Annotated in this window: 24 protein-coding genes, 1 tRNA gene and 2 pseudogenes; 20 read left to right on the forward strand and 7 right to left on the reverse strand. The window is 63.5% G+C overall.

Going from position 1 to position 26,569, the window contains the following annotated elements; all coding sequences use genetic code 11:
* Window positions 1-89: 89 nt before the first annotated feature.
* The 7 genes from FJ443_RS11185 to FJ443_RS11215 all read left to right on the forward strand — a co-directional run bounded on the left by FJ443_RS11185 (window position 90) and on the right by FJ443_RS11215 (window position 9,724).
* Entirely contained in the window at window positions 90-791 is a 702-nt protein-coding gene (locus FJ443_RS11185) for a cytochrome c family protein (protein ID WP_140664012.1), read from the forward strand.
* 165 nt (window positions 792-956) lie between these two features.
* Complete coding sequence (locus FJ443_RS11190; RefSeq protein ID WP_140664015.1) at window positions 957-2,834, forward strand: extracellular solute-binding protein; 1,878 nt, start codon at window positions 957-959, stop codon at window positions 2,832-2,834.
* Window positions 2,834-4,702, forward strand: a complete 1,869-nt coding sequence (locus FJ443_RS11195; RefSeq protein ID WP_140496884.1) for an extracellular solute-binding protein — start codon at window positions 2,834-2,836, stop codon at window positions 4,700-4,702. Before FJ443_RS11190 ends, FJ443_RS11195 begins: the two co-directional genes overlap by 1 nt.
* Window positions 4,703-4,828: 126 nt before the next feature.
* Window positions 4,829-5,923, forward strand: a complete 1,095-nt coding sequence (locus FJ443_RS11200; protein ID WP_140513104.1) for a microcin C ABC transporter permease YejB — start codon at window positions 4,829-4,831, stop codon at window positions 5,921-5,923.
* Window positions 5,923-7,068, forward strand: a complete 1,146-nt coding sequence (locus FJ443_RS11205) for an ABC transporter permease (RefSeq protein ID WP_140664018.1) — start codon at window positions 5,923-5,925, stop codon at window positions 7,066-7,068. Before FJ443_RS11200 ends, FJ443_RS11205 begins: the two co-directional genes overlap by 1 nt.
* On the forward strand, window positions 7,065-8,696 hold the full coding sequence (locus tag FJ443_RS11210) for an ABC transporter ATP-binding protein (RefSeq protein ID WP_140664021.1): 1,632 nt from the start codon (window positions 7,065-7,067) through the stop codon (window positions 8,694-8,696). Before FJ443_RS11205 ends, FJ443_RS11210 begins: the two co-directional genes overlap by 4 nt.
* Before the next feature lie 86 nt (window positions 8,697-8,782).
* On the forward strand, window positions 8,783-9,724 hold the full coding sequence (locus tag FJ443_RS11215) for a glyoxylate/hydroxypyruvate reductase A (protein WP_140496893.1): 942 nt from the start codon (window positions 8,783-8,785) through the stop codon (window positions 9,722-9,724).
* A gap of 44 nt (window positions 9,725-9,768) precedes the next feature.
* On the opposite strand, the gene FJ443_RS11220 is transcribed toward FJ443_RS11215, so the two are convergent.
* Complete coding sequence (locus tag FJ443_RS11220) at window positions 9,769-10,128, reverse strand: hypothetical protein (RefSeq protein ID WP_140513098.1); 360 nt, start codon at window positions 10,126-10,128, stop codon at window positions 9,769-9,771.
* 186 nt (window positions 10,129-10,314) lie between these two features.
* Here FJ443_RS11220 and FJ443_RS11225 point away from each other — a divergent pair, with 186 nt between their 5' ends.
* Together FJ443_RS11225 and FJ443_RS11230 are read left to right on the forward strand one after the other, a co-directional pair.
* On the forward strand, window positions 10,315-11,325 hold the full coding sequence (locus FJ443_RS11225; RefSeq protein WP_140513096.1) for a ligase-associated DNA damage response exonuclease: 1,011 nt from the start codon (window positions 10,315-10,317) through the stop codon (window positions 11,323-11,325).
* Window positions 11,326-11,329: 4 nt separating this feature from the next.
* Entirely contained in the window at window positions 11,330-12,931 is a 1,602-nt protein-coding gene (locus tag FJ443_RS11230; RefSeq protein WP_140580457.1) for a cisplatin damage response ATP-dependent DNA ligase, read from the forward strand.
* A 24-nt stretch (window positions 12,932-12,955) separates the two neighbouring features.
* Here the strand turns inward: FJ443_RS11230 and FJ443_RS11235 are convergent, their stop codons facing one another.
* Entirely contained in the window at window positions 12,956-14,107 is a 1,152-nt protein-coding gene (locus FJ443_RS11235) for a hypothetical protein (RefSeq protein ID WP_140664025.1), read from the reverse strand.
* A 363-nt stretch (window positions 14,108-14,470) separates the two neighbouring features.
* Here FJ443_RS11235 and FJ443_RS11240 point away from each other — a divergent pair.
* Window positions 14,471-14,546: transfer RNA gene (locus FJ443_RS11240), tRNA-Thr, on the forward strand.
* Window positions 14,547-14,570: 24 nt separating this feature from the next.
* Here FJ443_RS11240 and FJ443_RS11245 read toward each other — a convergent pair.
* Both FJ443_RS11245 and FJ443_RS11250 read right to left on the reverse strand, forming a co-directional pair.
* On the reverse strand, window positions 14,571-15,269 hold the full coding sequence (locus FJ443_RS11245) for a hypothetical protein (RefSeq protein ID WP_140664027.1): 699 nt from the start codon (window positions 15,267-15,269) through the stop codon (window positions 14,571-14,573).
* Window positions 15,266-15,862, reverse strand: coding sequence for a hypothetical protein (locus tag FJ443_RS11250; protein WP_224646591.1), 597 nt, complete (start codon window positions 15,860-15,862; stop codon window positions 15,266-15,268). The genes FJ443_RS11245 and FJ443_RS11250 overlap by 4 nt, the downstream gene beginning before the upstream one ends.
* Before the next feature lie 255 nt (window positions 15,863-16,117).
* Between FJ443_RS11250 and FJ443_RS31645 the strand changes: the two are divergent.
* A pseudogene (locus tag FJ443_RS31645) lies at window positions 16,118-16,253 on the forward strand (IS630 family transposase); the annotation flags it as partial.
* Between the two features lie 10 nt (window positions 16,254-16,263).
* Here the strand turns inward: FJ443_RS31645 and FJ443_RS11255 are convergent.
* A complete protein-coding gene (locus tag FJ443_RS11255; RefSeq protein WP_246672686.1) occupies window positions 16,264-17,085 on the reverse strand; it encodes a membrane-anchored protein in 822 nt (273 codons plus the stop codon).
* A 543-nt stretch (window positions 17,086-17,628) separates the two neighbouring features.
* Here FJ443_RS11255 and FJ443_RS11260 point away from each other — a divergent pair.
* The 9 genes and pseudogenes from FJ443_RS11260 (at window position 17,629) to FJ443_RS11295 (ending at window position 22,820) form a co-directional block, all read left to right on the forward strand.
* Window positions 17,629-17,817 (forward strand): DUF2158 domain-containing protein, encoded by a 189-nt coding sequence (locus FJ443_RS11260; protein WP_140496939.1) that lies wholly within the window; start codon window positions 17,629-17,631, stop codon window positions 17,815-17,817.
* Window positions 17,818-18,121: 304 nt separating this feature from the next.
* Window positions 18,122-18,565, forward strand: coding sequence for an EF-hand domain-containing protein (locus FJ443_RS11265; RefSeq protein WP_140496941.1), 444 nt, complete (start codon window positions 18,122-18,124; stop codon window positions 18,563-18,565).
* Between the two features lie 44 nt (window positions 18,566-18,609).
* On the forward strand, window positions 18,610-19,152 hold the full coding sequence (locus FJ443_RS11270) for an RNA polymerase sigma factor (RefSeq protein WP_140524064.1): 543 nt from the start codon (window positions 18,610-18,612) through the stop codon (window positions 19,150-19,152).
* Window positions 19,145-19,291, forward strand: a complete 147-nt coding sequence (locus FJ443_RS31135; RefSeq protein WP_181171798.1) for a hypothetical protein — start codon at window positions 19,145-19,147, stop codon at window positions 19,289-19,291. Before FJ443_RS11270 ends, FJ443_RS31135 begins: the two co-directional genes overlap by 8 nt.
* Complete coding sequence (locus tag FJ443_RS11275) at window positions 19,284-19,733, forward strand: hypothetical protein (protein ID WP_140664029.1); 450 nt, start codon at window positions 19,284-19,286, stop codon at window positions 19,731-19,733. The genes FJ443_RS31135 and FJ443_RS11275 overlap by 8 nt, the downstream gene beginning before the upstream one ends.
* The gene (locus FJ443_RS11280) at window positions 19,730-20,179 is read left to right on the forward strand and encodes a periplasmic heavy metal sensor (RefSeq protein WP_140496947.1); all 450 of its coding nucleotides are present in this window, start codon (window positions 19,730-19,732) and stop codon (window positions 20,177-20,179) included. The genes FJ443_RS11275 and FJ443_RS11280 overlap by 4 nt, the downstream gene beginning before the upstream one ends.
* 107 nt (window positions 20,180-20,286) lie before the next feature.
* A complete protein-coding gene (locus FJ443_RS11285; RefSeq protein ID WP_140664032.1) occupies window positions 20,287-20,583 on the forward strand; it encodes a hypothetical protein in 297 nt (98 codons plus the stop codon).
* A gap of 169 nt (window positions 20,584-20,752) precedes the next feature.
* Window positions 20,753-20,986, forward strand: a pseudogene (locus FJ443_RS11290) (hypothetical protein); the annotation flags it as partial.
* A gap of 94 nt (window positions 20,987-21,080) precedes the next feature.
* The gene (locus FJ443_RS11295; protein WP_246681215.1) at window positions 21,081-22,820 is read left to right on the forward strand and encodes a sulfatase-like hydrolase/transferase; all 1,740 of its coding nucleotides are present in this window, start codon (window positions 21,081-21,083) and stop codon (window positions 22,818-22,820) included.
* 15 nt (window positions 22,821-22,835) lie between these two features.
* On the opposite strand, the gene FJ443_RS11300 is transcribed toward FJ443_RS11295, so the two are convergent.
* Window positions 22,836-24,419 (reverse strand): indolepyruvate oxidoreductase subunit beta family protein, encoded by a 1,584-nt coding sequence (locus tag FJ443_RS11300; protein ID WP_140664034.1) that lies wholly within the window; start codon window positions 24,417-24,419, stop codon window positions 22,836-22,838.
* Window positions 24,412-26,565 carry an indolepyruvate ferredoxin oxidoreductase subunit alpha gene (locus FJ443_RS11305; RefSeq protein ID WP_140664037.1) on the reverse strand — a complete coding sequence of 718 codons (2,154 nt, stop codon included), beginning with the start codon at window positions 26,563-26,565 and terminating at the stop codon, window positions 24,412-24,414. The genes FJ443_RS11300 and FJ443_RS11305 overlap by 8 nt, the downstream gene beginning before the upstream one ends.
* Window positions 26,566-26,569: the final 4 nt, after the last annotated feature.

Here is a 26,569-nt window from a genome sequence, read left to right on the forward strand (position 1 = left end):
GCGCGATTTGACCGGCTCTGGAGGGCAGGTCTCGATACCGACGGACGGAGTGGACGGATCGGTCCGCCGGAAAAGGGAGCAAGGGGCGTATGGATTCCAACGAAGTCAACAAGCTGCTCGCCGGATTGCTCGGAACCGTTTTCGTGGTGTTCTCGGTCGGCATCGTGTCGGACGCGCTGTTTGCCTCGCCCGCTCCGGAAAAGCCCGGCTTCGCCATCGAGGCCGCCGAGCCCGCCGAGGGCGGCCCCGCCGCTCCGGCAGCCGCCGAAAAGCCGATCGCGGATCTTCTGGCCAACGCAAGTGCCGAACAGGGCGCTGTCATCTTCAAGAAATGCCAGGCCTGCCACTCCGGCGAGAAGGGCGGCCCCAACAAGGTCGGCCCGGATTTGTGGGATCTCATCGACCGCCCGGTCGCCGAGCATGAGGGCTTCGCCTATTCGGCCGGCATGAAGGAGTTTTCCAAGGGCGGCACAGAGAAGTGGACCTACGACAACATCAACCACTTCATCACCTCGCCGAAAAAATTCGTGAAAGGCACGGCGATGGGCTTTGCCGGCCTGCCGAAGGAAGAAGACCGCGCCAACGTCATCGCCTATCTGCGCACGCTGTCGGACAATCCCAAGCCGCTGCCCGCGCCGGGCGCTGCCGCCGATGCATCCGCCCCCGCCAAGCCCGCCGAAGGGGCCGCACCGGCCAAGCCGGCCGAAGGCGCAGCTCCCGCCAAGCCGGCGGCGCCTGCGGCTCCCGCCGCACCAGCTCCGGCCGCCCCGGCACCGGCGCCTGCTCAATAAACCGGATATAGTCTCGACGACCTTGAAAAAGCCGGGTTCAGCCCGGCTTTTTCGTTAGGAAAACCGCCTCTACGGCGACAAAGCCGCGCATGGCGGTTTTCACGCGCGGCAAATCATCTAGATTGCCTTTCTGGATGATGGCACGCATCGCGAAGAGGACAGTGGATGACGCTTGGCCGAGTGCTTCTCAAATCGTTGCTGGCGGCGGCCCTGCTGGCCGCGGGGTTGCAGGCGGCCCTGGCCGATGAGTGGCGCACCACCTCATCGCTGATCGGCGAATCCAAATATGGCGACAATTTCCAGCACTACGACTACGTGAACCCCAACGCACCCAAAGGCGGCACGCTGAATTCGGTGGTACTGGGCACTTTCGACAGCTTCAATCCCTATATCGTGCAGGGTTCACCGGCCGCCGGCCTGGTCGGGTTCGGCGGCGGCCTGCTCTACGACACGCTGATGGAGCAGGCGACCGACGAAGGCAGTGTCAGCCATCCGCTGATCGCCGACGCCTACAAATACCCGGCCGACTTTTCCTCGGCGACTTACCGGCTCGACCCCCGCGCGAAATGGCATGACGGCCAGCCTATCACCGTCGACGACGTGATCTGGTCATTCCAGGTGCTGAAGGCGAACAGCCCGATGTACAGCCGCTATTTCGAGAATGTCACGGATGCCGTGGCCGTCTCGGATCGCGAAGTCGAGTTTCATTTCAGCCAGAAGGGCAACCGCGAGCTGCCTAAAATCCTGGGTGACCTCGCCGTGCTGCCGAAACATTGGTGGGAAGGCACGGATGCCAACGGCAAGAAGCGCGACGTCACCAGGCCGACGCTGGAGCCGCCGCTCGGCTCCGCCGCCTACAAGATCGCCAGCTTCAAGCCGGGCTCGGAAATCGTCTGGCAGCGCGTGCCGGACTATTGGGGTGCCAAGCTGCCGGTGAAGGTCGGCCGCGAGAATTTCGACAGGCAGCGTTTCACCTACATCCTTGATGACAATGCCGCCTGGCAGGCCTTCACCAAGGGCGGACTTGACGACATCAAACCGGAAAACAGTTCGAAGCGCTGGAGGACATTCTATGATTTCCCGGCGGTCAAGGCCGGCGATGTCATCAAGCAGGAATTCAAGACCACCTCGCCAGAGCCGATGCAGGCTTTCATGCTCAACCAGAGGCGCCCGCTGTTCCAGGACCGCCTGGTGCGGGCCGCGCTGACCTATCCTTTCGACTTCGAGACGATGAACCGTACGCTGTTCTACGGGTTCAACACCCGCACCAGCAGCTATTTCCAGGGAACTGAACTGGCCTCCAGCGGCTTGCCGCAAGGCAAGGAGCTGGAAATTCTTGAACACTATCGCGACAAGCTGCCGCCCGAGCTGTTCACGCAGGAATTCAAGCTGCCGGTCTACGATTCACCGCAGGCCGAGCGGAAATACCTGAAGCAGGCAGTCGACCTCTTCGCCAAGGCTGGATGGGTGATCAAGGGCGGCAAGATGGTCAATGCCAAGACCGGCGAGCCGTTCAAGTTCGAGATACTCGGCTGGAACGACACCGACCAGGTCATCTCCAGCCCCTATATCGCCAATCTGCGCAAGATCGGCGTCGACGCTACGTTGCGCATCATCGACCAGACCCAGTACGTCAACCGCGTCAACAATTTCGACTACGATGTCATTATCGGGCAACTCGGCCAGTCGGAATCGCCTGGCAATGAGCAGCGCGACTTCTGGAGTTCCAGGGCAGCCGACCGGCCGGGGTCGCGCAACTACGCCGGCATCAAGAACCCGGTCGTCGATGCCCTGGTCGACCGCATCATCTTCGCCACCGACCGCGACGATCTGGTTGCCGCCACCCATGCGCTCGACCGCGTGCTGCTGTGGAACTACTACGTCGTGCCGCAGTACTATCGAGCCGTGGTCTGGCTGGCTTACTGGAACAAATTCGGCATTCCCGCCAAACAGCCGAGCTATATCGGCGCCGACCAGAATTCCTGGTGGATCGATCCGGAGAAGGAAAAGGCGCTGGCGGCCAAATACAAGGGCAACAATTGATGGCGGTGCTGCCCCGTCGCGATTTCCTGGGCCTGGGCAGTGCCGCCGCTGTCGCCGCCCTGTTGCCCGGAAAAGCCTTTGCCAATATTGCGACCGGCACCAAACTGCACGGCCTGTCCGCCTACGGCGACCTCAAATACAAACCGGATTTCACGCATTTCGACTACGTCAATCCGGATGCACCCAAGGGCGGCCAGATGAATTTCGCGCCGCCGAACGCCACGCTCAACCAAAGCTTCCTGACCTTCAACACGTTGAATTCCCTGGTATTGAAAGGAGATGCGCCGCCGCGCACCGAACTCTGTTTCGATTCCTTGATGGCAAGCGCGCTCGACGAGCCGGATGCGGTCTACGGCCTGCTTGCCGAGTCCGTCACCTTGTCGCAAGACCGCAACGGCTTCCGCTTCGCGCTGCGACCGCAAGCGCGTTTCCACGACGGCTCGCCGCTAACCGCCGAAGACGTCGTCTTCGCGTTGAAGCTTTACAAAGAGCAAGGGCATCCGAACCTTTCCCAGGCGTTGCGGTATATGACCGACGCGGTCGCCGAGGATCCGCTCACCCTCAACCTTACCTTCAACGGCGAACAGTCCGCGCAAAACATCCTCAGGATCGTGGCGATGCCGATCGTGTCCAAGGCCTTTTATGCAGTCAATGATTTCAATGCCTCGACGATGACGCCGCCGCTCGGCTCGGGACCATACAAAATGGGGCGGGTGGCCGCGGGACAGACAGTCGAATATGAGCGCGTGCCCGACTATTGGGGCCGCGACCTCCCGGTGAATCGCGGCCAGTATAATTTCGACCGTATCCGCATCGACTTCTATCTCGACCGGCAGGCGGCGTTCGAAGCCTTCAAGAAGGGTGACACGCATTTTCGCGAGGAGTTTACCGCGCGGGTCTGGGCGACCGGCTACGATTTTCCGGCGCTCAAGGACGGCAAGGTCGTCAAACGGGAATTTCCCGGCGAGAAGACGCCAGACATGCAGGGCGTCGCACTGAACCAGCGTCGTGCGCAATTCCGCGATGAGCGGGTGCGACGGGCGATCGCCCGGTGTTTCGATTTCGAATGGATGAAGCGGGCGTTGTTTTATGGCTCTTACGAGCGCTCTCAATCGAACTTCGAACGGTCGGATTACAAGGCCGAAGGCTTGCCCTCGCCTGAGGAACTGGTCCTGCTGGAGCCATTCCGGGCCGAGTTGCCACCGGAGGTTTTTGGCGAAGCCGTGACGCAGCCTCTGTCCGACGGGTCAGGCCATGACCGCAAGCTGCTGGGCGAGGCTTCGAGATTGCTCGCGCAAGCCGGCTGGAAGCGGGCGGGCAATTTCGTCGTCAACGACAAGGGCGAGCGGCTGCGGGTGGAAATGCTGACGGAGGATGACGGCATCGTTCGCATCTACACCCCATGGTCCGAGAATATGAAGGCGATCGGGATCGACGCTTCGATCCGGCAGGTCGATTCGGCGCAATATGAACAGCGGCAGAGCGATTTCGACTTCGATCTTACCGTGCTGCATTGGTCGATCGGGGCGACGCCGACTGACGACAGCCTGGAGATGCTCTATGATTCTCGAATGGCGAAAATCCCGGGGCAGCGCAACTACCCCGGAACAGAAAGCAAGGCCATCGACGCGTTGATCGTGGCAGCCGGCAAGGCGCAAAGCCGGTCCGAACTCGTCACCGCGCTCAGAGCGCTCGATCGGGTCTTGCGCGCGCGGCTGGACTGGATTCCAACATACTATCTGGCGAATCACCGCGTCGCCTATTGGGACATGTTCGGCTTCGTCGAGCAAAAGCCCGATTTCGGCTTTCCGGTCGAGACGCTGTGGTGGTTCGACAAGGGCAAGGCGGCAAAAATTGGCAAAGGCTGAATTTCTTGCGGGCGTAAGCACCGCCCCTCACCTGCCTGCCGGCATCCTCTGCCCGTATAGTGACGGGGAAAGAGGCGCGTTCATCGACGGTTTCGCCAATCACATGCGTCGGGAGGGCACCATCTGATGGGCGCCTATATCCTGCGCCGCATCCTTTTGATGATTCCGACCCTGTTCGGCATCATGGCGATCTCGTTCGCCGTCATCCAGTTTGCGCCCGGCGGCCCGGTCGAGCAGGTCATCGCCAAGCTGACGAACCAGGGCGGCAGCGACCGTCTGGGCGGTGGCGGCGGCGATGCGGGCGGCGGTAATTTCGATGCCGCCGGTGACGTCGGTTCAAAATATCGCGGCGCGCAGGGGCTCGATCCGGAATTCATCAAGAAGCTGGAGAAGCAGTTCGGCTTCGACAAGCCACCGCTCGAGCGCTTCGGCCTGATGCTGTGGAATTATATCCGGTTCGATTTCGGCGACAGTTATTTCCGCGACATTTCGGTACTCAACCTGATCCTGGAAAAAATGCCGGTGTCGATCTCGATCGGGCTGTGGATCACGCTCCTGTCCTACCTGATCTCGATCCCGCTCGGCATCCGCAAGGCGGTGAAGGACGGCAGCCCCTTCGACATCTGGACCAGCGGCGTCGTCATCGTCGGCTATGCCATTCCGGGTTTCCTGTTCGGCATCATGCTGATGGTGCTGTTTGCCGGTGGTTCGTTCTGGGACTGGTTCCCGCTGCGCGGCATCGTCTCGGACAATTGGGACCAGTTGTCATGGCCGGCCAAGATCGGGGACTATCTCTGGCACATGACCTTGCCGCTGACGGCGCTGGTGCTGTCGGCCTTCGCCACGACGACGCTGCTGACCAAGAATTCCTTCCTGGAGGAAATCCGCAAGCAGTATGTTGTGACCGCCCGCGCCAAGGGCCTCTCGGAACGGCAGGTGCTCTATGGCCATGTCTTCCGCAACGCCATGCTGATTGTCATCGCCGGTTTTCCCGGCGCCTTCATCTCGGCCTTCTTCACCGGTTCGCTGCTGATCGAAAACATCTTCTCGCTCGATGGGCTCGGCCTGCTCGGCTTCCGGTCGGTGGTCGAACGCGACTATCCCGTGGTGTTCGCCAACCTCTATATCTTCTCGCTTCTCGGCCTGTTCGTCGGATTGCTGTCCGACCTCATGTACACCTGGGTCGATCCGCGCATCGATTTCGAGCGGAGAGACGTTTGATGTCGGAGGCAAGTGTTACCGCCGGGGCCGTGCCGGAGCGGATGCCGCGGCCGTTTCTGTCGCCGCTCAACAAGCGCCGCCTGGAGAACTTCAAGGCCAACCGGCGCGGCTACTGGTCGCTGTGGATCTTCCTTGTCCTGTTCGTGCTGTCGCTGTTCGCCGAATTCATCGCCAACGACAAGCCGATCATCGCCTCCTACAAGGGCGAGATCCTGTTTCCGGTGCTGGTCGCCTATCCCGAAGAGAAGTTCGGCGGCTTCTATGCCGTCACCGACTATCGCGACCCGGTGATCCAGGACGAGATCAACGCCAATGGCTGGATGATCTGGCCGCCGATCCGCTATTCCTACCAGACCGTCAACAATGCCATTCCCGAAGCAGCCCCGGCCAAGCCGTCCTGGCAGTATGACGCCAAGACGCGCTGCAACCAGTACCCGCAAGGGGCTGATGATCCGGCCTGCACCATCGGCAACTGGAACTGGCTGGGCACCGACGACCAGGCGCGCGATGTGCTGGCGCGGGTCATCTACGGTTTCCGTATCTCGGTGCTGTTCGGACTGATCCTGACCGCCGGCTCGGCTCTGATCGGCGTCGCGGCCGGCGCCCTACAGGGCTATTTCGGTGGCTGGACGGACCTGCTGTTCCAGCGCTTCATCGAGATATGGTCGGCGATTCCCGTGCTCTATCTCCTGCTCATCGTCGCCGCCATACTGCCGCCGGGCTTCTTCATCCTGCTCGGGCTGATGCTGCTGTTTTCCTGGGTGGCGTTGGTCGGCGTGGTGCGGGCCGAATTCCTGCGCGCGCGCAATTTCGAGTACGTCAACGCGGCGCGCGCGCTCGGCGTGCGCAACCGCACCATCATGTTCCGGCACCTGTTGCCCAACGCCATGGTGGCGACACTGACCTTCCTGCCGTTCCTGCTCTCAGGCTCGATCTCGACGCTGACCTCGCTAGACTATCTCGGTTTCGGCCTGCCGCCGGGCTCGGCCTCGCTCGGCGAATTGCTCAAGCAGGCGCAGCGCAATCTCAACGCGCCATGGCTCGGCATTTCCGGTTTCGTGGTCATCTCGCTGATGCTGTCGCTGCTGGTCTTCGTCGGCGAGGCGACACGCGACGCCTTCGATCCGCGCAAGACGTTCCGATGAGCGAGCCTCCCCTGCTCTCGGTCCGGGACCTCAGCGTCGCCTTTGCGCAAGGCGGACAGCAGTCGCTGGCCGTCGATCACATCTCCTTCGACATCGCCAAGGGCGAGACGGTGGCGCTGGTTGGCGAATCCGGCTCCGGCAAATCGGTCTCGGCGCTGTCGGTGCTGAAGCTCTTGCCCTACCCCAGCGCAAGCCACCCCTCGGGCAGGATCCTGTTCCAGGGCGCCGACCTGCTCGCCATGAACGAGAAGCAACTGCGGCAGGTGCGCGGCAACAAGATCACCATGATCTTCCAGGAGCCGATGACCTCGCTCAATCCGCTGCACACGATCGAGCAGCAGATCGTCGAGATCCTGAAGCTGCATCAGGGCATGGCCGACCGCCCGGCCAAGGCGCGCACGCTGGCCCTGCTCAACGAGGTCGGCATCCGTGATCCGCAGAAGCGGCTCGACGCCTACCCGCACCAGCTCTCCGGCGGCCAGCGCCAGCGCGTCATGATCGCCATGGCGCTGGCCAACGAACCGGAACTCCTGATCGCCGACGAGCCGACGACGGCGCTCGACGTCACCGTACAGGCGCAGATCCTCGAATTGCTGGCCGGCCTGAAGAGCCGCAAGGGCATGTCGATGCTGTTCATCACCCACGACCTCGGCATCGTGCGCAAGATCGCCGACCGGGTGTGCGTGATGACCAAGGGCAAGATCGTCGAGATGGGGCCTACCAAGGACATCTTCGCCAATCCGCAGCACGCCTATACGCGCCATCTTCTGGCGGCCGAGCCCAAGGGCAAGCCACCCGCGGCCAACAGCGCCGCGGCACCCGTGATGACCGGCAAGGACATCCAAGTCTGGTTTCCGATCAAGCAGGGCTTCTTCCGGCGCACCGTCGACCATGTGAAGGCGGTCGACGGCATCGATGTCACCGTGCGGGCCGGCCAGACGCTGGGCGTGGTTGGAGAGTCCGGGTCGGGCAAGACCACGCTCGGCCTGGCGCTGGCGCGGATGATCTCGTCGAGCGGAACCATCCAGTTCAACGGGCGCGACATCAACCAGCTCTCGTTCAACGCCATGCGCCCGCTCAGGCGCGAATTGCAGATCGTCTTCCAGGATCCTTTCGGCTCGCTCAGTCCCCGCATGTCCATCGCCGAGATCATCGAAGAAGGCTTGAAGATCCACGAGCCGAAGCTGTCGCTCGACGAGCGCGACGACAAGGTGGTCGACGTGCTGAAGGAAGTCGGGCTCGATCCAGCCACGCGCAACCGCTATCCGCACGAATTCTCCGGCGGCCAGCGCCAGCGCGTCGCCATTGCTCGCGCCATGGTGCTCAACCCGCGTTTCGTCATGCTGGACGAGCCGACCTCGGCGCTCGACATGAGCGTGCAGGCGCAGGTGGTCGACCTCCTGCGCAGCCTGCAGGCCAAGCATGACCTCGCCTATCTCTTCATCAGCCACGACCTCAAGGTCATCCGGGCCCTGGCCAACGATGTCATCGTCATGCGCAATGGCCAGATCGTCGAAGCCGGTCCTTCCGAACAGATTTTTGAAAAGCCGCAAACCGACTATACTCGGGCGCTGATCTCGGCCGCCTTCAAGATAGAAACCGCCCCGACGGGGGTCGTCAGCGAGTGACTCCTTCCTTCGCAATTCCGGACGGAAAGCCGCCTTGCGCCTTTCCCGCAATTGCTCCAAACCGAACAACAGGACAAAATCCATAAATGGAAAAAGGCAAAATCCTGCTTGCCGTCACCGGCTTTCACCCGCAGCGCTGGCGTGAACTGCTGTCCGCAGAGCGCGAGGTGGTGCTCGAGCCGGACGGCGCCAGCGATCCTTCGATCACCTATGCGGTGGTGTGGAAACAGCGGCCGAACCTGTTGGGATCGCTGCCCAATCTGCGCGCCATCTTCTCGATCGGCGCCGGCGTCGACCACATCTTCTCCGATCCCAGCCTGCCGGACGTGCCGATCGTCAAGGTCGTCGCCGGCAACCTGGCCCAGCACATGACCGAATATGTCGTCTGGCGGGTGCTCGATCATCACCGCCAGGGCCTGCTGTACCGGTCGCAGCAGCCGAAGAAGATATGGCGCGAGCCGGCGCAGCGCACCGCTGAAGACATCTCTGTCGGCATCATGGGGCTCGGCAGTCTCGGCCGCGCGGCGGCGTCGGCGCTGTTGTCGCTCGGCTTCGCGGTCAATGGCTGGTCGCGCACGGACCGGCCGATGGAAGGTGTCGCGACCTATTGCGGCGAGGCCGGGCTTATCCCGTTCCTCAATGCCACAGACATACTGGTCGTGCTGCTGCCGCTGACGCCGGATACCAAGGGTATCATCAATTACGGCGTGCTGAAGGAATTGCGCAAGCGCAACGGTCTTGGCGGCTCGGTGCTGATCAATGCCGGTCGCGGCCGCCTGCAGAAGGACGCCGACATCGTGCGCGCGCTGGACGACGGCACGCTGAAGGAAGCGAGCCTCGACGTGTTCGAGGTCGAACCGCTGCCGAAGACCAGCCCGCTATGGGCCCATCCGAAAGTGTTCGTGACGCCGCATGCCGCGGCCACGTCCGATCCCGTCCATCTGGCGCCGATCATGCTGCGCCAGATGGACGCCTTCGAGCGGGGCGAAAAGCTGGAGAACCTGGTGGACCGCAAAGCGGGATATTAGGCCGCTGGCATGTGGTCATCGGGACCGCCTTCAGGCGACATGTGTTAGCCGGGCAGAGCGAACTTCTTCTGCTTGTCCGGCTTGCCGCAATCGCGGCGCTCGATAGACCGGTTCATGGCGTCGATCTCGCCGCTTGCCTTGTCGGCATCGCGCTTGGTCTTGGAGCGGATATCCGGAATGAACGGGCCGAAGCCCATCGCGGGGTTGGAGAATGTCGGCTTGGCCTGCTGGGACAGATTGTATTGCCGAGCCAGGGCGTTGCGTTGCGCCAGCAACTGGCCGCAAGGCACGCTGTCATATTGCAATGAGGACTGGACGTTTTCGTCCTGGCGCTCGGACATGGAGTTGCCGACACAGCCCGCCATAACGAGGCAAGATGCCAAGGCCATCATGTTCCAGCGCATGGAAAATCCCTCCGTACGACACTGCCCCGACATAATCCGGCATGCGATTGGGGCTTTTTCGCAGCAGAGGCACCCGCAGGCCTCAGACCGCGTCGCCTGACTGCTGCCCGGCGGTTGGCTGTAGGCCGAGTCAGCAGTCTCTTGCAACAGGCTTCCCGCGCCCGAATTAGCCACTATCTTGGAACAATGCGCGCCAGCGACCTGCTCCATCCCCGGCCCGAGGGCCTTTACTGCCCGCCGGGCGACTTCTTCATCGACCCGGTGCGGCCGGTCAACCGGGCGCTGATCACGCACGGCCATTCCGACCACGCACGCTCCGGCCACGGCTCGGTGCTGGCGACGCAGCAGACACTGGACATCATGGGGCTTCGCTATGGCGAGGGTTTTGCAGGCACGACACAGGCGGCTAGACTGGGCGAGCGAATTGCCTTCAACGGCGTCGACATCAGCTTTCATCCGGCCGGCCATGTGCTGGGCTCGGCGCAGATCGCGGTCGTGCGTCAGGGCATGCGCATCGTCGCCTCCGGCGACTACAAGCGGCAGCAGGACGCGACATGCCTGCCGTTCGAGCCAATCGCGTGCGATGTGTTCATCACCGAGGCAACCTTCGGCCTGCCGGTGTTTCGCCACCCGCCGGACGAGGAGGAGATCGCGCGGCTCCTGAAATCGGCGGCGCAGTTCCCCGAACGCTCGCATCTCATCGGAGCCTACGCGCTGGGCAAGGCGCAACGGGTGATGCGGCTGTTGCGCGACGCTGGCTACGACAAGCCGATCTATATCCACGGCGCGCTGGCCAAGCTCAGCGACTACTACCAGAGCCAGGGCATCGATCTCGGCAGGCTCGAGCCGGCGACGGTGGAGAGCGCCAGCAAGGATGATTTCACCGGCGCCATCGTCGTCGGCCCGCCGGCCGCCTTCGCCGATCGCTGGGCGCGGCGCTTTCCCGATCCGATCTCCTGCTTCGCCTCGGGCTGGATGCGCATCCGCCAGCGCGCCAAGCAGGGCGGCGTCGAGCTGCCGCTGATCATTTCGGATCATGCCGACTGGGACGAACTGACCGCCACGATCAAGGAGACCGGCGCAGAGGAAATCTGGGTGACACACGGCCGCGAGGAGGCGCTGGTGCGCTGGTGCGAACTCGAAGGCATCGCGGCGCGGCCACTGCATCTGGTGGGGTATGAGGACGAGGGCGATTGATGGCATGAATCGCTTCGCCGAACTGCTCGACCGCCTTGTGCTGACGCCGTCGCGCAACGGCAAGCTGACGCTGCTGACTGATTATTTCCGCAGCGTCGAGGATCCCGATCGCGGGCTGGCGCTGGCTGCCATCACCGGCGATCTCAACATCGCCGCGATCAAGCCGGCGATGCTGCGCATGCTGGTGACCGAACGCATGGACCCGGTGCTGTTCGGCTATTCCTACGACTATGTCGGCGATCTCGCCGAGACCGTGTCGCTGGTCTGGCCGCAGACGCCCGGAACCATACCGAACCGTGAGCCGACGCTCGGTGAGGTGGTCGCGAAGCTGCAGGCGGCGAGCCGCTCCGACGGCCCGAAAGTGCTGTCAAACCTGCTCGACAGTGCCGGCATCTCGGCCCGCTTCGCCATCATCAAGCTGGTCACCGGCGGGTTGCGCATCGGCGTGTCGGCGCGGCTGGCCAAGCAGGCACTGGCGGATTTCGGCAAGGTCGACGTCGCCGAGATCGAGGAACTCTGGCACGGGCTGTCGCCGCCGTACACAGCCTTGTTCGCATGGCTGGAAGGCAAGGCCGCAAAGCCCGAGAGGGCCGCGCGGGCACTGTTCCGGCCGGTGATGCTGTCCAACCCGGTCGGCGACGGCGATCTCGAGAGGCTCGACCCCGCCGATTACGCGGCCGAGTGGAAGTGGGACGGCATCCGCGTCCAGGCGGTGTCGGAAGGCGGCATCCGCCGGCTCTATTCGCGCACCGGCGACGATGTCTCCGGCGCCTTTCCCGACCTCGCCGAGGCGATGATTTTCTCGGCCACGCTCGACGGGGAATTGCTGGTCGGCGATCCCCGGGAAGCGACAGGGACATTCTCGGATCTCCAGCAGCGGTTGAACCGCAAGACGGTGTCACTGAAGATGCAGCAGCAATATCCGGCTTTCATGCGTTGCTACGACCTTTTGCAGGTCGGCGCGGAGGATTTGCGGGGATTGCCCTTCCGGGAGCGGCGCGTCCGCCTCGAAAACTTCGTGAAAACGCTCGACCCGAGCCGCTTCGATCTTTCGCCATTCGTCGCGTTCTCGGACTGGCAGGCGCTGGAGGAACTGCGCCGGGCGCCGCCGCACCCGATCATCGAAGGCGTGATGCTGAAGCGCTGGGATTCGCCCTATGTCGCCGGCCGGCCGAAGGGGCCCTGGTTCAAATGGAAACGTGACCCGCACACGGTGGACGCCGTGCTCATGTACGCCCAGCGCGGCCACGGCAAGCGCTCGAGCTTCTACTCCGATTACACGTTCGGCGTCTGGTCCGGAGCGGAAGGCGAGGAGGAACTGGTGCCGGTCGGCAAGGCCTATTTCGGCTTCACCGACGAGGAATTGAGGCAGATCGACAAATATGTCCGCGACAACACGATCGAGCGTTTCGGGCCTGTGCGCTCGGTGCGCGCCGACCGTGACAACGGGCTGGTGCTGGAAGTCGCCTTCGAAGGGCTCAACCGTTCGACGCGTCACAAATCCGGCGTTGCCATGCGCTTTCCCCGCATCTCGCGGCTGCGCTGGGACAAGCCCGCCAACGAGGCCGACCGCATCGAGACGCTGCAGGCGCTGCTCGATCGTTGATCGCACCCTCTCCGGTGCCGGCGCTCAAGGCTCGACGGAGACGCGTATCTCGTAAATGTTGACCGCCTTGCCCCGCTTGTCGAAATCGGAGTTGATGGCGATCGTTCCGGCCGAGCCGGGCCGCTTGTCAGGGAATTTCACGTCGAAGAGATATTCGTTGCGCTGCTGGCCGACCGCATAGCGTTTGCGGCCGCAATCACCAAGCTCGCCGAAATTGCAGTCGACCGAGATCTGCGTGTCCTTGCCGTCCTCGGCGCGGGCGACGATATCGAACACGGCGTGCTTGCCGGCGAGCTTCTCCAGCACGCCTTGCCCGACATCGAAGCTGATCGCCGAACCGGAAGCGCCGGACTGGATGCGCAGGAATGGCCCGGAATCGTCCTTCATCGTTTCCGCCTTGGCGTCCGACGGAGCGCTGACATGCGCCGGGTCGGTGGGCGAAAACACGTTGATCCAGTTGCGCGCCTGATCGGCAGCGCCGGGCTTTTCCGGCCCGGTCTCGCCATCGGCCGGTGTGAAATCGTCGTCCTCGACGGTCGGCGGCGCTTCGGGCGGAGCGGTGTCGAGCTGAGCCTGGGTCTTGAAGACGCCGGTCTGCATGGCGAAAAACAGCCCGATGCCGACCGCGGCGAGCAGCGTCACGGTGAGGAAGATGGCGGTCAGCGGCAGCCGCCGGCCCCTGATGCGCCTCTCGTCGCGATCGGGCGCCACTTCAGCCGTCGCCTCGGACGAAGCGGGAGCCGACATGTCGATGGACGGCACGCCGGAAAGGGTCGCGTCGGGCATGATGTCTGGAACGACCGGCAAGACGCGCGAGCGCGGGGCATCGGCAGCCGGCTGTGCAGGCTCGTCGACGGAAACTGCGGGCGGCGCCGCGCTCTCGCCGGTTGCGGCGGGTGCAGCCGGGCTCGCCGGAAGCTCGACCGCCGGTGCATCGGACTCAGCCTGGGGAGCGACATCCGGCACCGCCGGCAGGAATTCGGATTCGATTTCGGTGATCTTGGCCTGTATCGCCTTGCGGCGCTTGATGGCGACTTCCACCGTCACGCCGGGATTGGCCTGGAGCGCGCGGTCGAGCGCGGCGAAAGCCGAGCGATAGACCTTTTCGCGGTATGCGCGGTCCTCGGCATTGCCTCTTTCGAGGGCGTTCCGGATCGCTTTTTCGATTGCGTCCAAGCGAGATCCCTCTGTGCGTTGCCCAAACCTCGCCATGATCGTTAGCCGCAGCCGACCAATCAATCAACGGGCGAGCGTCCGCATTCTGCCTCGTTGGAGTGTCCAAAGTCCATCTTGGCGGTATTCCGGCAACGAAATCAACATGCTTCATTGATCTTTGCCGGCAGGGAGGCACGGGGCCAGGCGCAATGTCCCGGCCGATCGGTAAGGGCGTGGCAGCCGGCTTTGTCGGCGATGCGTCGGGGCGGAACGACGCGCAACACGAATTGCCGGGCCGCATCCTGAATTCGCGATCGCCCATCTTGAATTCGCCGTCGGTTGAGTCTATCACCCAGCCCATCTTGGAGGCCTAACGCTTCCCGGGCCGCTTTAGCTCAGTTGGTAGAGCACATCATTCGTAATGATGGGGTCGCGTGTTCGAGTCACGCAAGCGGCACCACTTCCCCAGCCACTGCTGCCGTCGTCATGACATCTGTCCCTGCCACAAGGGTAATCCACTTTCGGCAGCGAAGTCTTTGTCCTCCGCGTAGATCGGTTCGCCTCTTCTCACCACCCGCCGAAGCAGGGCCGCATCTTCGTTGGCGTGATATCGAAAGGCGTTTCGGGTGTCGTATCCGTGCCCGGCCTGGGACAGGGAAAACCCGCTGACGACGACAGGGGCGAAACCGGCGAAACGCGCCAGTATGATCGCGAAGGCCCCGGTGGAGATCTTCCGGTGCCAGCCGCGGAACATATGATACTTGCCGCTAAGCTGCCAGACGACGCTGGCAAGCTGCCATTTGGTAAGCGCCTGCAAGGTCTCATAATGATAGTCGAAGGTGCGACAACCGGCTTTCAGCTTGTCCTCGACATCAGGCCAAACCGGGATGATCAGGTGCTTTGCCTGCCGTCCTCTCAACAAATCACGCTTGTAGAAATCCTGTTCGCTGGCGTCGACAAAAATGCCGCGGCGGATCACGGCAATATCGGGAACGGGGAGGCCGACGGTTTCCGCCAAAAGCTGGGAAGCATTGACGGTCACAAGTGCCCAATCGGCATCATGTCCCTGCGGGAGGCGAAAATTCGGCGCCGAGCCCATCACCAAGGCGGGACCCGTGGCCTTGGGCAGGCGAAGAATTGGCTTTGAGAAGGCTGGCAAGAGATCCGAAAGCGGAGTTTTCATCCGGGAATCTGAACCGCCTGTTCCTCAAACGCGCGCAGGATGCTCTCTTCCCGGCTCCACAATTCGTCCCATTGCGTGGTGCCGGACCAACCCGCAAACCAAGGGCCGCCGAGCGTATAATGCGCCAGCGAGACATCGGCGGGATCGAGTTCGGAAGCCGAAGCCCCGACGAGGTAGTTCCACGCCAGGGGCAATTCGCCGATCTCATGGTCCTCAAGCCATTTGAAGGCGTGGAGGTCACGTCCGGGCCACGTATTGAGCATCTCCTTGGTCAGCCGCTTGTTGGCGGGATGATCCAGATTCCATAAAACGACCGACGACCAGTTCTTGCGGCGATAGAACGTCTGCGTTTGTCCGTCCATCTTGACCGCTTCGGATTCGCGTTGCTGGTGCTTGACCGCCATGATCGCGTAGGAAGGATCGAGCAGATCGAGCAGTTTGACCGGATCCTTTAGAAACAGGACGTCGCAATCGCAGAACATGGCCCAGCCGCTTTGCCCCATGAACGGAACGGCAAAGCGCGATATGGCAAACTCGGTCGCCATCGGCGCCTCGGAAATCGGGCACCAGAGCTTACCGTCACGTACTTCCATCGGCCGCGTCATGATTCCTTGGGCTACAAGGTCCTTGAGCACGAGCGGCTGTATCTGCAACGGGGTGCTTGTCCGCCGATAGGCGCTCCATCGCGCCACGTCTAGAACTCGGGATTCGCGCGGATCATAGCCAATGTAGATTGGTATCATGTGGCAGTTCTATAATCTGATGTGAATTTAGACGAATCTAGCATGGCAGCACTGCACGCGGAAGACCAGAAGCACATTCGCAATGCCGTGTGTCCGGGTTGCCACGAGCGTTTCATCTCTGAAGGTGTCGATGGTGTTTTTGCGCGACAAGAGCCAAGCAACCGGCATCGCGCCTCTTGACGACGGACCTGTCGAGCGGGTCGTCGCACTCACATTTGAGACAGCTCACCAGCAAGCCACATCGACCGTTGTTATTGGACCTCACATCTCCTGGCCTGGCCCGTCCAGAGTGGCAGACCGAGCGAGCCCGCCACATGCGGATCGCTCGTATAAAGGGGGAAACCGAGCGCCAACAGCGCCAGCAGGGTGGCACGGTCGGAACCGACGTGCATCCGGTCGATGTTCAGTTTGTTGTACACATGGCCGTGCGAACCTGGGTCAATACCCGTGATGATCACGGCCGGCGCGCCGTTATGCAAGGCGTAAAGGACCGCCGTGATCCCGGTCGAGAACTTCTCCTCCAGATGCATCTCGAAATTGGGCACACCCATCACTGCTTCGTAGAGCGCCATGCGCTGGTGACGGGTCATCGTGCGCAGGTCGCGACAGCGGTAGTTGAAGGCCGCGATGTTGCAGCGCAATTCCTCCATCGTGCGGTGTGCACGCACAATCCAGAGCAGATCGGTCTCCTGGCCGGTCAAGACGGCGCGCACGGCCACAGCGTTGGGCTTGGTCGCGTCAAGTTGGTTGACGTAAAGAAATGTCGCGTCAGGAGTACCCATCCCCCAGCGGGCAGTCACGGTCTGCGAGCCATTCACGGTAAAGAGTGTGAAAGCATCGCGCTGAAAACCCACCGGCGGGTTCGAGACCGGCGCGGAGCCTACGATGAGGACCGGCTTTGTAAGCGGCACAGGGTGCCGTGGCGCCTGGGGATGCAGCAGGCGATATAACAGTTTCCGCTTAACCACCAGAAGCGGGTGATCGAACAAGCGCTTGCGCAGCGGCTTCTGTGCATCGGGATTCGCTGCGCTATGCTCTGCAATCTCCAGAGCGATCCCCTTGGCCTTCGCCAAACCGGCCTCCTCTCAATGCTTTCCCGGGCATGTACTCCCCCCTGCCAGCCGGCGTTGATCAGCGGCTTGATCGTTGGGGCAGGCAGCAACCATAACGTGACGAATCATTTCCTCCGGCGCTCTGATGGGAACCCTTCGCTTTTCCCCAAGCGCTTCAAGCCTCTCTCACTCAATGTCGCAACTCTACTGTATTCGGCACGAGACTGCATGCGGGTTGCTGTTGTTTGTTGCTTCTGATCACGGTTCGATAGAACTCCGTCCGAAACTCATGGTGCCAGATCGGCAGCATCGCCGAAGCGATAGCCGCGCTCAATACTCAGCAGAGGATCAATCTCCACCAGCCGAACAGGAATTTCAACATCCAATTTCGACAGCAAACGGCAAGACACATTGCTGCAACTGCGACCGAATCTACAACTGGGACCGAGACCCGACCTCAAAACGCCGCCTGGCACTGTGGATCGCGATGCTGGCCGAATGCATCCGCCATTGTCGAGACCGAGGTTTGATGTGAAACTCCCGGCGTCAGCATGGGAGGTCAAAATGCCCAACAGTTTCAAGACCGGAGACGTCGTCAAGCTGAAGTCCGGAGGCCCGAAGATGACGATAAGCGACGGTGCCGCCTCCGGCACATATATGTGTCATTGGTTCAACCGCGAGGGCGATGTGTGGACCCCGCAGCATGCCGGCTTCAAGCCGGACCAGTTGGTGGTGGCGGACCAATCGACATAGAGCGGTTCACCGCTTCGCGGAAGCGGCGAAACGCTCTATCTCTTTGTTTTTACGCAATTCCCAAGGGAAAGCGCTACGCGCTTTTCCCGGAAAGCCGTACACACTTTTCTTGGAATTGCTCAAGTTCCTGCCCTTCAGCTGAAGGGTTCGAACATGGCGCAAGCAGCGCCCGATCGGGCGCGTTGTTGCGGCATGCGCCTGCCGGCACAAAAGTCACCGACGGATTTCTACCGCCGCTGCGTTTAACGGGAGAAGCGTCGCCACGGCACAATGCCATGGCAGCGCGCTAACCGGAGACGCCAGCATGATACGCCGTTCGATCCTTGCCGCTGCCTTGAGCCTGCTGACCGCCACGGCGTTCGCCCAGACGGCGACACAGCCTCCGGCCGCGACGTCCCCTTCTGCACCGCCCCCCACTGCCGCGCCAGCCACGTCAAAGACCAGGCCCGACATCACGCTGGCCAAGTTCCAGAAGCGGCGTGAGAAGGCGATCATGGCCGCCGACACGGATGGCGACGGCAAGATCAGCCTGCTGGAATGGGAGGCCCTCCAGGCAAAGCGCGGCACCAAGGGCGACCCGACACAGTCCTTCGCGCGCGCCGACTCGAACCATGACGGCTTCATCGACCGCGCCGAGCTCGATGCGTTCTTCGCCCAGCGCTTCGCCAGGCTGGACAAGAATGGCGACGGCGTTCTGAGCGTCGACGAAATGCCGGGCCACAAAACCGCTCCCAAGCCGGAGCAATGAACGGGGGTAATGGCACGCGATGAGCATCAGGGGTGCGCCAGCCGATGAGCGCGGATCCGGACGAGGAGCTGGTTCGCCGTATCGGCGCCGGCGATCCGGCGGCCGTGCAAACGCTCGTCGCGCGCAAACTGCCGCGTATCCTGGCGCTTGCCGTGCGCATGCTGGGCGACGCGGCGGAAGCCGAGGATGTCGCGCAGGAGACCTTCGTCCGAATCTGGCGGCATGCCTCGGGCTGGCGGCGCGGCAATGCCCGCTTCGACACCTGGATCCACCGGGTGACGCTGAACCTTTGCTACGACCGGCTGCGCCGCCGCCGCGAATGGGTGACAGACGATCTGCCGGAGGTGGTAGACCCGGCGCCGCTTCCGGATACCCAGCCGCGGGAAGACACGTGGCGCGTCGAACAGGCCTTGCGAGCCATCGCCCCGCGCCAGCGCGAAGCCATCATCCTGGTCTACTATCAGGACATGTCGAACATCGAGGCGGCCACGACCCTGGAGATCAGCGTCGATGCCCTGGAGAGCCTGCTTTCGCGCGGCCGCAGGGCGTTGCAGGCGATCCTGGCCAGGGACGGTGTCCATGAATGAGAACCGCGCCGCCATGAAGGCGCAGCGTTCGCGCCTTGCCGACACCGCCTGGCAGCCGGCTCCGATGATCGCCGCGCCGTGCGGGCACGCGATGCCAGCGGGCAAGGGGCCAACAGGCAAGGGAAAGACCGATGTCTGACCGATCCAGGGACGCACCGACGATGGATGCCGAACGCTTTGCCGTGCTGGCGGCAGCCTATGGCGGCGACTTGCGGCGATGGCCACAGGCCGAACGCGCGGCGGGCAGCATCCTTGCCGCAAGCGACGCGGGCGCGGCCATTCTGAGGGATGCCGGCAAGCTCGACGCCCTGCTCGACAGCTATCGCGTCGAAGCGCCCGGCAAAGCGCTGCACGGCGGCATAGTGAGGGCTGCCGACGGTCATCTTGCCCAACGCTGGCGCCGGCGCTTGTGGTGGCTGGGGCTCGGACTTGCCGGCATCGGCCTGGCCGGCGCGGTTGCCGGATCGGCTTTGGTGATCGTCGCCACGCCTGAGGTTCAGCCCGATCAGTATGTGCTGGACGCCAATACGACGGCGTTCGGCGATGCCGGTCCCGACGACACGATCGAGGAAAACCTATGAGCACGGGCCGCAAGCTCCTCATCGCGTCCGTGGCGCTGAACGTCTTCCTGGCCGGCGCCCTTGCCGGCGGCGCAGTCTGGCTGAGAAGCGGCAAGGCGGGCCAGGGCTATTCGCTGGAAGCGGTCGGAGGCCGGCTTCCGGACCAGGAACGCAGGATATTCCGCAAGGCGTTGCGTGAGGTCCGGCGCGAATCCCGCCAGGTCATCCTCGACGGCCAGCAGGCCAGGCGCGAGGCCGCCGACCTGCTGCGGCAGCCCACCCTCGACACGGCAGCGCTGACAGCCGCGCTCGAGCGGGCCCGCAACGCCGACGTCACCATGCGCATGCGGCTGGAGCAGCGCATCGTCGAGTTTGCCGCGGCAAGTTCGGCAGAGGATCGCGGCGTTCTGGCTGAGGGGCTGACAAGACGCGCCGGGCTGCCGCCGGCGCCAAAAAAATCGCCATAAGCACCGACGGAATGCGCCGAAGCCGCCGTTTAAGGCAAGAAGGGCACACCTGCCGGACCGCCTGGTGCGAACAGGTTTTCAACTTCGAGACCATTTGGAGTATCGTCATGAACCGTCTGACACAATACGCGGCGGCCGCCGCGCTTGCCTTGACCGGAACGGCCGCGACCGTTGCGGCGGCATCCGCCACGCCGATGCTGGCCCAGCCAAGCGCCCCGGCGCTGATCGAGCATGTGGCATGGGGTTGCGGCCCCGGCTGGCATCCCAACGACTGGGGGCGCTGCGTGCCCAATCGGGGGGTTGTGTATCCGCGTTATTACCGGCCCGGCCCGGTCTTCCACGTCTGGCACCCCCATCCTGTCTGGCACCCACATCGGGTCTGGCACCGCTGGCGTCACTGGTAAGCGTGCGCGGGGGCCAGCCGCTTCACCGGCCTGGCCCCCTCGACCGCAGCAACCGATCCGACCTGAGCGCATCGCGCCGAAAACGGGTTCATGCGCCGCGCTGGGCCTGAACAAGGAGCTGACGTGGCTATCCCGGCCAAAGGCTCCATGCCGCCGGACGCCGCCCTGGTCGGTGGTGCTGCTCGCCGGCGGCGCGATCAAGGGCGGCCGCGTCATAGCCGACTGGCCGGGCCTGAAGCCGGCCCAGCTCTACGAGCAGCGCGACCTGGCGCCGACCAGCGATGTCAGGGCGGTGCTGAAAGGCCTGCTCGCCGACCAGTTCGGGCTTTCGGCGGCGGTGCTCGTCGACAAGGTGTTCCCGGAGTCCGCGATGGTGAAGCCGATGCGCGATCTGGTCGTCTGAATTCCCATCGCACATGGCGATTAAGGTTAAATTTACTATGGAATTGTTCGAAAGCTGCAAATGACACAAAGCTCCCCCAAAGGAACGCACAGACATGTTCGTGGGGAAAGCCATATCTCGACCTCAAGGGCCTTTGCGGGCCTTCTGCCATCCGCTGGCGTTGGTGCTGATCAGCCTTGCGGGCGTTTTTGGTGCCGGCCGAGCCGAGCATGAATGGCTGTCGGTGCCGTTCTCGCTGACATTGGTGGCGGCGCTCGCGGGAGCGGTGTTCCTGACATCGGGGCGCCTCGCCTTTTCCGTCTATCTCGCCTGGATGGCCGTTGCCCTGGTGACGCTGATCTCGGCGGTCAAATTCCGGATGAAGGGGTTCTCGCTGCACTTCTACGACACGATCTTCGTGTCCTCGGATCCGGGAGTGTATCGCTTCCTGCTCGGCTCCTATCTCCACCTCATCCTGCCTGTCGCCGCGGTGTTGGTGCTTGGCATCGCCGCAGCGATCCTGATCTTTCGCGCCGACCGGAAGCTTGGCTGGCCCGCATCGGCGCGCGCCCTGCTTCTGGCCCTCCTCGTCACGCTGGTGCCGCTGACCTTTCCAGCCGAGGCTTCGAAGGACCGGTACTTCTATTATATGCAGGGCCGGCACATGTCGGCCTTCTTCATCTCACTGATGGATCTGCGCAACCTGGTCGTCGAGCCGGCGTTCGAGCAGCGGCTGCAGGCCGTCGCGCCACAGCCACCCTTCGCCGACACGGTCGACTGCGGCGACCGGGCAGCGCTTCCCGATATTTTCTTCGTGTTGAGCGAAAGCCAGTCCGATCCAAGCTATTTTCCGCAGATCGCCAGCGGCGCGGGATTCCGGCAGCGATTTGCACCTGCCGCCGGCGAGCCCCGCCCGATGCAGGTCGAGACGTTCGGCGGCGGCACCTGGATCAGCAATTTGTCCTTGATGACCGGGGTTTCGGCCACCGATTTCGGCTGGCGAAGTCCCTATCTGACGATCACGCTACAGGACAAGGTCGCCGGCGCGTTGCCGGAGTTGCTGGCGCGCTGCGGCTATCGAACGGCCGTCATGACGCCGATGGACTTTACCTTCGTCAACGAGGGGCCTTTCTTGAAGTCGATCGGGTTCGAGAACGTCCTCGACATCAAGGATATCGCCGCGCCCTTCTACCATCTGCGCGACCGTTTCTATTATCACGCGGCGGAGGCATTCATCGCCAGGCACCGCCGGGAAGACGGCCGGCCACTGTTCCTCGAAATCCAGACTATGTTTCCGCACTCGCCCTATGAGGGGCGGATGGAGCCGGGATTGAAGATGGAAGGCGAGCCTTTCGCGGACGATTTCCAGGCCGGCGAATATCTGCGCCGCATGGCGATCGCGCGCGGCGACCTTCAGGATTTTCTCAAGCAGCGGGAAGCGGAGGCCGGCAGGCGCGGCGCCGTGGTGCTCGAATTCGGCGACCACCAGTCCTCGGCGACCAAACCGTTTGTCGATGCGACCGCAGGCAGTGACGCGCTGGCCAAGCTTGACTCGCTCGCCTATCGCACCTTCTACACCCTCACGACCTTCCATCATCCACTGCGTCACCCGATGCCCGATATGGCGTCGCTCGATATTGCCTTTCTCAGCGCAAGCCTGCTCGATGCCGCCGGCCTGCCGATGTCACCCGTCATGTCTGATCTGGTGCGGTTGCGTGACCATTGCGGCGGCAGGTTCCATGGCTGTGCTGACCGGGCCGAGGTGGATGCACATCTGCGCCGCCGCGCCGATTCAGGACTGCTGCATCTTTTCCCGCAAGCTGCGCCGCTTCATTCACAAGTCGAAACACAGTGACGGCGCGACGCGGCCTCAGTGTGTCGGCCCGGCCCCCAGCGTCGCCACCGTCTTGAGGGCACCGTCGAGCATGTCGCCCTTCTCGTCCTTCAGCGCCGCCTCGCGCAGCCGCCTGATCCAGTCAGCGGCGTCGGCGCGCCCCTTGAGCAGGTCGAGCGCCGACAGCACGCGGTCGAACTTCGACTGGGCACGGACATGGGTGTCGCTGTAGCCCTTGATCAGCCGGCGGCAGTTGAGGATCTCGACGGCCAACGCATAGTCCTCACGCGCATGGCCCAGCGCCAGCGCGTACCAGCTCTCCAGATGTGCGGCTTCCACCTTGTGGCGCAGCAGGCGGCGGCGCCAGCGGCGCAGGCCGCCGATGAACCACAGAGCGGTGAAACCGGCAAAACTATCGGTACGGATGCGCCGGCCGCGATTGATGCGACGGTCAAGGAAGGCGGCGAGCTTCGGCCGGTTCTCGATGTAGCTGCCCAGCCCCGCCGGCAGCGTGCCGCAGAACTCCTCGATGCGCGGATGGAAATACTCGGTCACCTGCAGGACCGAGTCATCCCTGACGCCGACCTCCTTGCGCACGCGCCTGTCGCGGGTCGAGCGCGTCTTCAGGTCGGCGACGCGGATCATGTCGTCGTAGCATAGGGCGTTCGCCAAATGCTTGGCGGCGGCGATCGAGAGGGCATAGGCTCGATCAGGCCCGTCCAGCACGACGGCTTTGTCCAGGCGGTCGAGATATTCGCGTCCGTAGGCAATGTCCTGATAGTCCACGACCTTTCGCAGACCGCGCAGCGCCATGTCGCGCACCGCCACGGGCATCACGTCGATGCGGGCGGCCAGGGCCTGCCAGCCTCGCAGGAGGTCTTGCGGGCCACTCACCTGTCCAGCGGCCAGGGCGGAGCCGACGACAGCCGCTTCTGCCGGCTTTGGCGCAGCCGATGATGCCGTGCCGCGCGCGCGATCATAGGCGGCGCCGAAGGCGGCGAGGCTGGCCTTGACGCCGCGGCCACCGGCGCCGATCGCCTCTTCATAGCTTTCGCGTACGAACGGCAGGGCGTCGGAGCCCGCCAGCGCGCCAAGCAGGCTGGCCGAGATCATGGAGCCGCTGTCGGCCGCGATCTTTTCCATATCGAAAGCGATGAAGCGCTTCGATGCGGCTTCTGCCGTCGCGTACACCTTCGACGACGACGCCCTGCCGTCGCCGGGCTCGATCTTTTCCGACACGGCGGCGATGCGGTGCGAAGAGGTGATCAACGTCGTGCGGTCGGGGGTGACGAAGCCGCGGATAATCGCGCGGCCGGCTTCCATCAGCTCGGCGGCGATCAAAATGTCGACGTCGCCTTGCGAGGGCGACAGCGCGAAGACCGGCAGGCGGCCGGTGTCGCGGGCCGCCTCGACATAGTAGATGGTGGCGCCGGTGCGCTGGGCGACGCCGGCCACCGAGGTCGATTGCGCCACGTACCCGTTGCGCTCGGCGACGTCGGTGATCCAATCGGCAAGCACGCCGCCGCCCTGGCCGCCGACGGCAAGCACCGCAAGCTTGATAACGCGTTCGTCGTCGGCGGCGCCTGTCTTCGGGCGCAGTGAGGCGTTGTGATCAAGCATCGGCGAACACCAGACGGCGGCCTTCGCGGCGACGCTGCAAAAGACCGATGACGGCGCGCCGGGCGCTCTCGAGGAAGCGGTCCCAGCGGCTCGGGTTGTGCACGACATCGGCGCGATAGAAGGACGGGCACAGCACCGCCGCATCGGCGACCTCGCCGCAATTGCCGCAGCCGACGCAGTTCTGGTCGATGCTCGCGACGGGATCGTCGCGCAGCGGATCGTCGAGCGACGTCACCGACAGCGACGGGCAGCCGGACAGCCGCATGCAGGCATGGTCGCCGGTGCAGATGTCCTCGTCGACGCCGAACTTCGGCTTGACGACGCGCGTTCCACCCTTGATCGCATTGTCGACCAGGGGCTTTTCGCGGCGCTGGCGGTTGAGCATGCATTCCGACGAGGCGACGATGACCTTCGGGCCTTTCTCGTCCGTGGTCAGCGCCTCGCGCAGAGTGTCCTGCATCTTGCCGACATCGTAGGTGCGGTCGACATGGCGCAGCCACTTGACGCCCATGCCTTTCACCGCCTCTGTGATGGGATGCTTGGTCGACTTGGTCTTGTTGCCGGCGCGAGACGACAGGATATCCTGTCCTCCCGTCGCGGCCGAGTAGAAATTGTCGACGATGACGATGACGCCGTCGTTCTTGTTGAACACCGCATTGCCGATCGAGGAGGTCAGGCCGTTGTGCCAGAAGCCGCCATCGCCGACGAAGGAGATCGAGCGGCGCTTGGCGTCGGGTGAATTGAAGGCCGAGGCCGAGGCCGGGCCGAGCCCGTAGCCCATTGTGGTGGCGCCGAGTTCGAAGGGCGGCATGATCGAGAACAGGTGGCAGCCGATGTCGGACGCGATGTGGTGCTTGCCGAGTTCCTGTTCGACCAGTTTTGTCGCGGCAAAGATCGGCCGCTCCGGGCAGCCGATGCAGAAACCGGGCGGTCGACCTGGAACGACATTGATCAGGTCCGCCGTGTCGACGCCGTCGCCGACCTTGTTGGGAGCCCGCACTTCGCCGGGCAGAAGATGCGGCGCCTCGGTGCGCAGGAAGGCGCCGATGCCGTCGAGCATGACCTGGCCGGTATATTCGCCGGCCATCGGCAGGTGCTCCTTGCCGACCAGGCGGGTGCCACGCCCGGCCTTGTGCAGCATGGCGGCAAAGGCCTGTTCGATGTAGTTGGGCTGGCCTTCCTCGACGACCAGCACCGCCTGCTTGCCTTCGCAGAAGGACAGAAACTCGTCGTCGATCAACGGATACACGGCATTGAGCACGTAGAGCGGCACGTCGGTCTCGCCATAGGTGTCGGCAAGGCCGAGCCGCTGCAAAGCGCGGATGACGGAATTGTACATGCCGCCCTGCATGACGATGCCGACGGAGCCGTGATCGGAACCGAAGATCTCGTTGATCTTGCGGCTCTTGATGAAATCCACCGCCGCCGGCCAGCGCTTCGCGACCTTCTCCTTCTCGTGCAGGAAGGAAGCGGGCGGCAGCACGATGCGGCCGGTGTCGCGGCGGGGCGCCTCCAGCGCATCGGCCACCGTCATCGGCGGCCGCTTGTTGTCTTTGGCGGTGAAATGACCGTGGACATGGCAGCAGCGGATGCGCACCTGCAGCATGACAGGCGTGTTGGAGGCCTCGGACAACTCGAAGCCGTCTTCCACGGCCTTGACGATCGAGGGCAGGTTCGGGCGCGGATCGAGCAGCCAGACCTGGCTTTTCATGGCGAAGGCATGGCTGCGCTCCTGCATGATCGAGGAGCCCTCGCCATAGTCCTCGCCGACGATGATCAGCGCGCCGCCGGTGACGCCGCCAGATGCCAGATTAGCGAGCGCGTCGGAGGCGACATTGGTGCCGACCGTCGACTTGAAGGTCGCCGCGCCGCGGATCGGATAATGCACCGAGGCCGCCAGCATGGCGGTGGCGGTGGCTTCCGAGGCGCTCGCCTCGAAATGCACGCCGAGTTCGCCCAGAATGTCCTGTGCGTCGGCCAGCACGTCCATGAGATGGCTGATCGGCGCACCCTGGTAGCCGCCGACATAGCCGACGCCGCATTGCAGCAGCGCCTTGGTGATGGCGAGGATGCCTTCGCCGGCAAATTCCTCGCCCGCGCCGAGCCTCAGCTTTTCGACTTCCTTGGCAAAAGACCGTTCGGCCATTTTT

The organism is Mesorhizobium sp. B2-6-1 (assembly GCF_006440475.1).
GTDB lineage: Bacteria > Pseudomonadota > Alphaproteobacteria > Rhizobiales > Rhizobiaceae > Mesorhizobium.

Bases quoted from the DNA above. Each gene is read 5' to 3' on its own strand.
- FJ443_RS11210 (WP_140664021.1), top strand. From the start codon at position 7,065: ATGAGCGAGCCTCCCCTGCTCTCGGTCCGGGACCTCAGCGTCGCCTTT.
- FJ443_RS11185 (WP_140664012.1), top strand. From the start codon at position 90: ATGGATTCCAACGAAGTCAACAAGCTGCTCGCCGGATTGCTCGGAACC.
- FJ443_RS11220 (WP_140513098.1), bottom strand. From the start codon at position 10,128: ATGCGCTGGAACATGATGGCCTTGGCATCTTGCCTCGTTATGGCGGGC.
- FJ443_RS11215 (WP_140496893.1), top strand. From the start codon at position 8,783: ATGGAAAAAGGCAAAATCCTGCTTGCCGTCACCGGCTTTCACCCGCAG.
- FJ443_RS31135 (WP_181171798.1), top strand. From the start codon at position 19,145: ATGAATGAGAACCGCGCCGCCATGAAGGCGCAGCGTTCGCGCCTTGCC.
- FJ443_RS11230 (WP_140580457.1), top strand. From the start codon at position 11,330: ATGAATCGCTTCGCCGAACTGCTCGACCGCCTTGTGCTGACGCCGTCG.
- FJ443_RS11275 (WP_140664029.1), top strand. From the start codon at position 19,284: ATGTCTGACCGATCCAGGGACGCACCGACGATGGATGCCGAACGCTTT.
- FJ443_RS11250 (WP_224646591.1), bottom strand. From the start codon at position 15,862: ATGGAAGTACGTGACGGTAAGCTCTGGTGCCCGATTTCCGAGGCGCCG.
- FJ443_RS11260 (WP_140496939.1), top strand. From the start codon at position 17,629: ATGCCCAACAGTTTCAAGACCGGAGACGTCGTCAAGCTGAAGTCCGGA.
- FJ443_RS11245 (WP_140664027.1), bottom strand. From the start codon at position 15,269: ATGAAAACTCCGCTTTCGGATCTCTTGCCAGCCTTCTCAAAGCCAATT.
- FJ443_RS11285 (WP_140664032.1), top strand. From the start codon at position 20,287: ATGAACCGTCTGACACAATACGCGGCGGCCGCCGCGCTTGCCTTGACC.
- FJ443_RS11195 (WP_140496884.1), top strand. From the start codon at position 2,834: ATGGCGGTGCTGCCCCGTCGCGATTTCCTGGGCCTGGGCAGTGCCGCC.
- FJ443_RS11280 (WP_140496947.1), top strand. From the start codon at position 19,730: ATGAGCACGGGCCGCAAGCTCCTCATCGCGTCCGTGGCGCTGAACGTC.
- FJ443_RS11200 (WP_140513104.1), top strand. From the start codon at position 4,829: ATGGGCGCCTATATCCTGCGCCGCATCCTTTTGATGATTCCGACCCTG.
- FJ443_RS11295 (WP_246681215.1), top strand. From the start codon at position 21,081: ATGTTCGTGGGGAAAGCCATATCTCGACCTCAAGGGCCTTTGCGGGCC.
- FJ443_RS11190 (WP_140664015.1), top strand. From the start codon at position 957: ATGACGCTTGGCCGAGTGCTTCTCAAATCGTTGCTGGCGGCGGCCCTG.
- FJ443_RS11270 (WP_140524064.1), top strand. From the start codon at position 18,610: ATGAGCGCGGATCCGGACGAGGAGCTGGTTCGCCGTATCGGCGCCGGC.
- FJ443_RS11265 (WP_140496941.1), top strand. From the start codon at position 18,122: ATGATACGCCGTTCGATCCTTGCCGCTGCCTTGAGCCTGCTGACCGCC.
- FJ443_RS11305 (WP_140664037.1), bottom strand. From the start codon at position 26,565: ATGGCCGAACGGTCTTTTGCCAAGGAAGTCGAAAAGCTGAGGCTCGGC.
- FJ443_RS11300 (WP_140664034.1), bottom strand. From the start codon at position 24,419: ATGCTTGATCACAACGCCTCACTGCGCCCGAAGACAGGCGCCGCCGAC.
- FJ443_RS11225 (WP_140513096.1), top strand. From the start codon at position 10,315: ATGCGCGCCAGCGACCTGCTCCATCCCCGGCCCGAGGGCCTTTACTGC.
- FJ443_RS11205 (WP_140664018.1), top strand. From the start codon at position 5,923: ATGTCGGAGGCAAGTGTTACCGCCGGGGCCGTGCCGGAGCGGATGCCG.